The following is a 6,020-nucleotide window of genomic DNA, read 5'->3' as shown; positions in this document are numbered from 1 at the left end:
CCCTACTGCCCGCCCTCCCACGGGCCCCAAGAGACACGCCCGCCCCTGTCGATCATGGCGTTGTGGTGGGTCACAGAGGCCGCGAAAGCACGCTGATCGGGCACCACGACTTCATGATCGACGAGAGTGGTCGAGGAACCAGCCCTGCGCGGCGGGCCACACAGCTTTGGTGTGGAGTATGTGTCGTCCAGCCATGTGCCCGGGGGCACACAGCTCGTAACTTCTTGCGCCATGACGGCAGAACCCGTGGCGGTCCCCCACGTCGTACAGGTCGACCTCGCCGGTCGGACCGCCCTGGTCACCGGGGGCGGCAGCGGCATCGGGCGGGCGTGCGCCCTGCGGCTGGGCGCGGCCGGCGCCAAGGTGCTCGTGGTGGACCGCAACCTGGAGGCGGCCAAGGCGGTGGCCGCCGAGGCCGGGGGCCGGGCCGAGGGCGTGGACCTGGCCGACGCCGCCGCGGTGGACGGCCTCGACGTGGACGTGGACATCGTGGTGAATAACGCCGGGCTCCAGCACGTGGCGCCGGTGCAGGACTTCCCCGTCGAGCGCTTCGAGTACATCCAGCGGGTCATGGTCGAGGCGCCGTTCCTGATCATCCGCCGCGCGCTGCCACACATGTACGCGCGTGGCTGGGGCCGGATCGTCAACATCTCCTCCGTGCACGGGCTGCGCGCGTCGCCGTACAAGGCCGCGTACGTGTCGGCGAAGCACGCCCTCGAAGGGTTGTCGAAGGTGGTGGCGCTGGAGGGCGCCGCGCACGGCGTGACCGCCAACTGCATCAACCCGGCGTACGTGCGCACCGCGCTGGTGGAGAGCCAGATCGCCGATCAGGCGGCCAGCCACGACATCCCGGAGACCGAGGTGATCGAGAAGATCATGCTGGCCCGGGCGGCGATCAAGCGGCTGATCGAGCCAGAGGAGGTGGCGGAGCTGCTGGCGTACCTCTGCTCGCCTCCGGCGGCGTTCATCACCGGCGCGTCGATCGCGCTCGACGGGGGCTGGACGGCCAACTAGTGGGCCTGAGCACAATGTCGACCATGTCGTCGCCGGTGGAGTTCCTGGAACTGCTCGCTCGCGAGGCCGCGGCGGTCGAGTTCGAGGGACCGCTGGTGGCCGCGCGGGCCGCCGGGCTGCCCGCCGACCGGTTGGCCGAGCTGGAGCAGGCGAAGATGGTGGCGCTGCGGGTCCGCGCGCTGCTGGAGCGCCGGCGCCGCCGGGAGACCGAGCTGTCCGGCCTGTACGACACGGTCAGCGACCTGGCGGGGCTGCGCGACCTGGACGACGTGCTGCGGGCGATCGTGCACCGGGCCCGCAACCTGCTCGGCGCCGACGTGGCCTACATGACGCTCAACGACGACGAGCGCGGCGATACGTACATGCGGGTGACCGACGGGTCGGTCTCGGCCCGTTTCCAGCGGCTGCGGCTGCCGATGGGCGCCGGCCTCGGCGGCCTGGTGGCTCAGTCCGGCGCGCCGTACGTGACCGCCAACTACGGCGAGGACGAGCGCTTCCACCACACCGGCGAGATCGACGCCGGGGTCGGCGAGGAGGGCCTGGTGGCGATCCTCGGGGTGCCCCTGCGGCTCGGCTCCACGTCGATCGGGGTGCTCTACTCGGCCAACCGCTCGGCCCGGCCGTTCGCCCGGGAGGAGGTGGCGCTGCTGGTCTCCCTCGCCGCGCACGCCGCCGTGGCGATCGACACCGCCCGGCTGCTGGCCGAGACCCGCTCGGCGCTGGCCGAGCTGTCGGCGGCGAACACCACCATCCGGGCGCACAGCAGCTCGGTGGAGCGGGCCGCGGCGGCACACGACCGGATGACCGCGCTGGTGCTGCGCGGTGGCGGGGTGGAGGACGTGGCGGCCGCGGTGACCGAGGTGCTGGACGGCGCGCTGCTGGCGCTGGACGCCGAGGGGCGGCTGCTGGCCCGCGTCGGTGAGATCGACGAGCCGGACCGGGCGGACATCGTCGAGGCGGTGGCCGCGTCCCGGACGGAGGGGCGCAGCGTGCGTCGAGGCCCCCTCTGGTACGCGGCGGTGGTGGCGGGCGCGGAGAACCTGGGCGCCCTGGTGCTGCGCCCGGACGACGAACTGGTCGACGCCGACCAGCGGATCCTGGAGCGGGCCGCGTTGGTGACCGCGCTGCTGCTGCTGTTCCGGCGCACCGTGGCGGAGGCGGAGGGCCGGGTCCGCGGTGAGCTGCTGGACGACCTGATCGCCCGGCCGCTGCGGGACACCGACGCGCTGCGCAGCCGGGCCCGCCGCCTCGGGGTGGATCTGGACGCCCCGCACGTGCTGGTGGCGGTGGGCGACGACGCCATCGCGGCCACCGGCTCGGCCCGGCAGCGGGTGCTCTCCTGGGCCACCACGTACGCCTCGGCCCGGGGTGGGCTGGCGGCGGCCCGCGACGGTCGGGTGGTGCTGATGCTGCCCGGGCGGGACGCCGGTGGCAGCGCCCGCGCGGTGGCCCGGGACCTGTCCCGGGTGACCGGCCGTCCGGTGACCGCCGGGGCGAGCGGCCCGTCGGCCGGGCCGGCGACCCTGGCGGGCGCGTTCCACGAGGCGGATCGGTGCCTCACCGCGCTGGGCGCGCTGGGCCGCTCCGGCCAGGGGGCGAGCACGGCGGAGCTGGGCTTCGTCGGGCTGCTGCTGGGCACCGTCGGTGACCGGGGCGAGAAGGACGTGGCCCAGTTCCTCACCGCCACCGTCGGGCCGGTGCTCGACTACGACGCCCGGCGGGGCACGGCGCTGGTGAAGACGCTGGAGGCGTACTTCGGGGTGGGCGGCAGCCTGGCCCGGGCCGCCGAGCAGCTGCACGTGCACGTCAACACGGTGACCCAGCGGTTGGAGCGGGTCGGTCAGCTGCTCGGCGCCGACTGGCAGCGGCCCGAGCGGGCGCTGGAGGTGCAGCTGGCGCTGCGCCTGCACCGGCTGCGCAACCCGGCCGGCTGACCACCGGCTGCGCCACCCCGGCCGGCTGACCACCGGCCGGGTACGGGTCAGCGGGCGCGGATGCCCTCCAGCACAGCGTCGACGACCTGCTCCGGCAGGGCCCGCTCGTCCAGCTCCGGGTTCCAGCGCAGCACCCGTTGGATCAGCATCGGCCCGGTGAGGAGCGCCATGGTCACCTCCAGGTCGATGTCCGGCCGGAGCAGACCCTCGCTGATGCCGCGCCGCAACACCTCGCGCATCAGCTGCCGGCGCGGGGCGATGATGTTCTGGTAGAGCTGGAACTGGTCGGGGCTGCGGTTCACCGCGGGCACCAGGCAGGGCATGATCTTCGCCGCTCGCGGGTCGACGTTCTTCCCGATCGCGCCGACGAGCAGCACCAGGTCGTCCCGGACGGAGTGCCCCTCGGGCTGCGGCAGGATGCCCTTGAGCCGGCGCAGCGCGTCCAGCAGCAACGCGTCCTTGCCGGCCCAGCGGCGGTAGATGGTGGCCTTGCCGACCCCGGCGCGGGCGGCGATCGCCTCGATCGAGAGCGCCTCGATGGTGCTGCCCTCGGCGAGCAGGTCGAGGGTGGCCTCGATGATCGCCTCATCGGCGCGGAGGCTCCGCGGTCGCCCGGGCGACCGCGGAGCATCGGCAGTGGACGTCATGTCGGACATTGTCCCCGAACCTAGGCTGTCCCGGCCAACTCGGGCTCGGCGACCGGCGCCGCCGGCGCGTCCGCCACGGCCTCCCGGCCGGGCATCCAGCGCAGCACCACCACGATCCCGAGCGCGGCGACCACCGCGGAGAGCGCCGCCGCCCAGTGCATGGCGGTGACGAAGGCGTCGTTGGCCGCCGAGATCAGCGCCGGCCCCGCGGGCCCGAGCTGCCCGGCCGCCGCGTACGCCCCGGAGATCGACTCGTTCGCCGCGTCACGGGCCTGCGCCGGCAGGCCGGTCAGCGCGCCGTCCACGTCGGCCCGGTAGACCGCCGAGAGCACCGAGCCGAGAACCGCCACGCCGAGCGCGCCGGCCACCTGGCGGACGGTGTTGCTGACCGCGGAGCCCACGCCGGCCTTCTCCCGGGGCAGCGCCGACATGATCGACTCCGTGGCCGGCGGCATGATGTTGGCCATTCCGACGCCCTGGAAGAAGAAGACGACCAGCACGACCCAGATCGGGGTGGACGCGCCGACGAAGGCGAACGCGGCGAGCGCCGCCGCGGTCAGCGCCAGCCCGACGGTGGCGACCGCCCGGCCGCCGTAGCGGCGGACCATCGCGGCGCTGCGCGGCGCGAAGATCAGCTGGGCGCCGGCGAAGGGCAGGAAGAGCAGACCGGTCTGGAGCGGGCTGTAGTCGCGTACCAGTTGCAGGTAGAACGAGCTGAAGAACATCACGCCCATCGCGGCGAAGAACACCAGGCCGACGATGGCCACCGGCGCGGCGAACCGGGGCAGGCGGAACAGCCGGACGTCCAGCGACGGGTGGTCGCTGCGCCGCTCGTGCTCCACGAACCAGGCCAGCACCGCCAGGCCGACGACGATCGAACCCCAGGCCACCGGGCGACCGAAGCCGTGCTCGCCGCCGTCGATGATGCCGTAGGAGAGGGCGACCAGACCGACCACGGAGAGCAGGACGCCGAGCAGGTCGACCCGGCCCGGGCGCGGGTCGCGCGACTCGGGCACCAGCAGGGCGACCAGGATGACGCCGGCGACCACCACCGGCACGTTGATCAGGAAGACCGAGCCCCACCAGAAGTGCTCCAGCAGCGCGCCGCCGAGGATCGGGCCGATCGCCACGGCGAGGCCGACCGCGCCGGCCCAGACGCCGATCGCCCGGCCACGCTCGCGCGGGTCGAAGACGTTGGAGATGATCGACAGCGTCACCGGCATGATGGCCGCGCCGCCGACCCCCATCAGGGCGCGGGCCGCGATCAGCTGTGCCGGGTCCTGGGCGTACGCGGAGAGCAGCGACGCCAGGCCGAACAGCGCCAGGCCGATCATCAGGAAGCGCTTGCGTCCGGCGCGGTCACCGAGCACCCCGAAGGTGAACAGCAGCCCGGCGAAGACCAGCGTGTAGGAGTTGATGGACCACTCCAGCTCGCCCTGGCTGGCGCCGAGGCCGTGCACCGGGTCGGCCAGGGTGCGTAGGGCGACGTTGAGGATCGTGTTGTCGAGGACGACGACGAGGAGGCTGATCACCAGCACCCCCAGGATCGCCCACCTCCTCGGATGTCCGGTGTTGTTGTGCAGCTCCATGCCCGGTTCTCCCCCCGGTTTCACCGGCCGCGCAATACGATACGGGCCAGACTCGTAACTCCGGTCAGAGTACTGGCGGCATTAACGATACGGAACCGATCCGTATCGTATGTGTCCGGCGTCACGTCGCGGGGCCGGTCAGCCGCCGAGGTCAGCAAGGTCGCGGGGCGGCCAGGCAGGCGGTGACGGCGGCGGGCAGCGTGCGCAGGCGCGTCGCCGGCGCGGCGAGCGGCTCGATCCAGCCGGGCCCGGCGCCGTACACCCGCAGTAGCGGGAAGTCCCGGGCGAAGCGCACCAGGCGGTACGCGCGGCCGGTGACCGGCGTCTGCGACCAGAGCACGACGGTGCTCGGGCGGGCCCGGTACACGGCGCTGGTCAGCGCGGTCCACGGCAGCGCGGGGCCGAGGTGCAGGCAGCCGCGACCCTGCTCGCGCAGCGCGGCGGCGAGCGCGTGCAGGCCGAGGCAGTGCGCCTCCCGCTCGGCCCCGGCGAGCAGCACGCCGCCGGTGGGCAACGACCGGCCCGGCTCCCGCCGGTACACGTCCAGCCCGACCCGCAGCCCCGCACAGAGGGCGTGCTCGACGGCGATCTCGGCGGGCGTACGCCCCGGCAGGCGGGCCAGCAGCGGCTGGCAGATCTGCTCCCAGAGCGCCGGCACGCCCCACTCCCCGGCCAGCTCCAGCAGCACCGTGGCGACCCGGTTGCCGTCCAGGTCCTCGGCCGCCAGCGTGACCCGCTTGAGCGCGGTCTCCACGGCCTCCGCCGGCATCGGATCGGTCAGCACCAGACGTACCCCCGGGTAGGTGTTCCTACCCGGGGGTACGCCACGAGGGCGC

Annotated in this window: 5 protein-coding genes; 2 read left to right on the top strand and 3 right to left on the bottom strand. The window is 73.9% G+C overall.

Features of this window, described 5'->3' with window-relative positions:
- Window positions 1-231: 231 nt before the first annotated feature.
- Window positions 232-1,014: a 3-hydroxybutyrate dehydrogenase gene (locus tag EAD89_RS16210; RefSeq protein WP_121676301.1), complete on the top strand. Its 783-nt coding sequence runs from the start codon at window positions 232-234 to the stop codon at window positions 1,012-1,014.
- 14 nt (window positions 1,015-1,028) lie between these two features.
- Window positions 1,029-2,948 (top strand): helix-turn-helix domain-containing protein, encoded by a 1,920-nt coding sequence (locus EAD89_RS16205; protein WP_121654501.1) that lies wholly within the window; start codon window positions 1,029-1,031, stop codon window positions 2,946-2,948.
- Between the two features lie 47 nt (window positions 2,949-2,995).
- On the opposite strand, the gene EAD89_RS16200 is transcribed toward EAD89_RS16205, so the two are convergent.
- From EAD89_RS16200 to EAD89_RS16190, 3 genes are all read right to left on the bottom strand, one after another.
- The gene (locus EAD89_RS16200) at window positions 2,996-3,604 is read right to left on the bottom strand and encodes a TetR/AcrR family transcriptional regulator (protein WP_121676300.1); all 609 of its coding nucleotides are present in this window, start codon (window positions 3,602-3,604) and stop codon (window positions 2,996-2,998) included.
- 11 nt (window positions 3,605-3,615) lie between these two features.
- Entirely contained in the window at window positions 3,616-5,184 is a 1,569-nt protein-coding gene (locus tag EAD89_RS16195) for a DHA2 family efflux MFS transporter permease subunit (RefSeq protein ID WP_121654460.1), read from the bottom strand.
- A 151-nt stretch (window positions 5,185-5,335) separates the two neighbouring features.
- On the bottom strand, window positions 5,336-5,968 hold the full coding sequence (locus tag EAD89_RS16190; protein WP_233578737.1) for a transcriptional regulator: 633 nt from the start codon (window positions 5,966-5,968) through the stop codon (window positions 5,336-5,338).
- Between the last annotated feature and the right edge of the window lie 52 nt (window positions 5,969-6,020).

Source organism: Micromonospora sp. BL4 (assembly GCF_003667505.1).
In the GTDB taxonomy this organism is placed as follows: domain Bacteria; phylum Actinomycetota; class Actinomycetes; order Mycobacteriales; family Micromonosporaceae; genus Micromonospora.
Note: the sequence above shows the minus strand (reverse complement) of the source record. Positions and strands in the feature narration are given on the sequence as shown.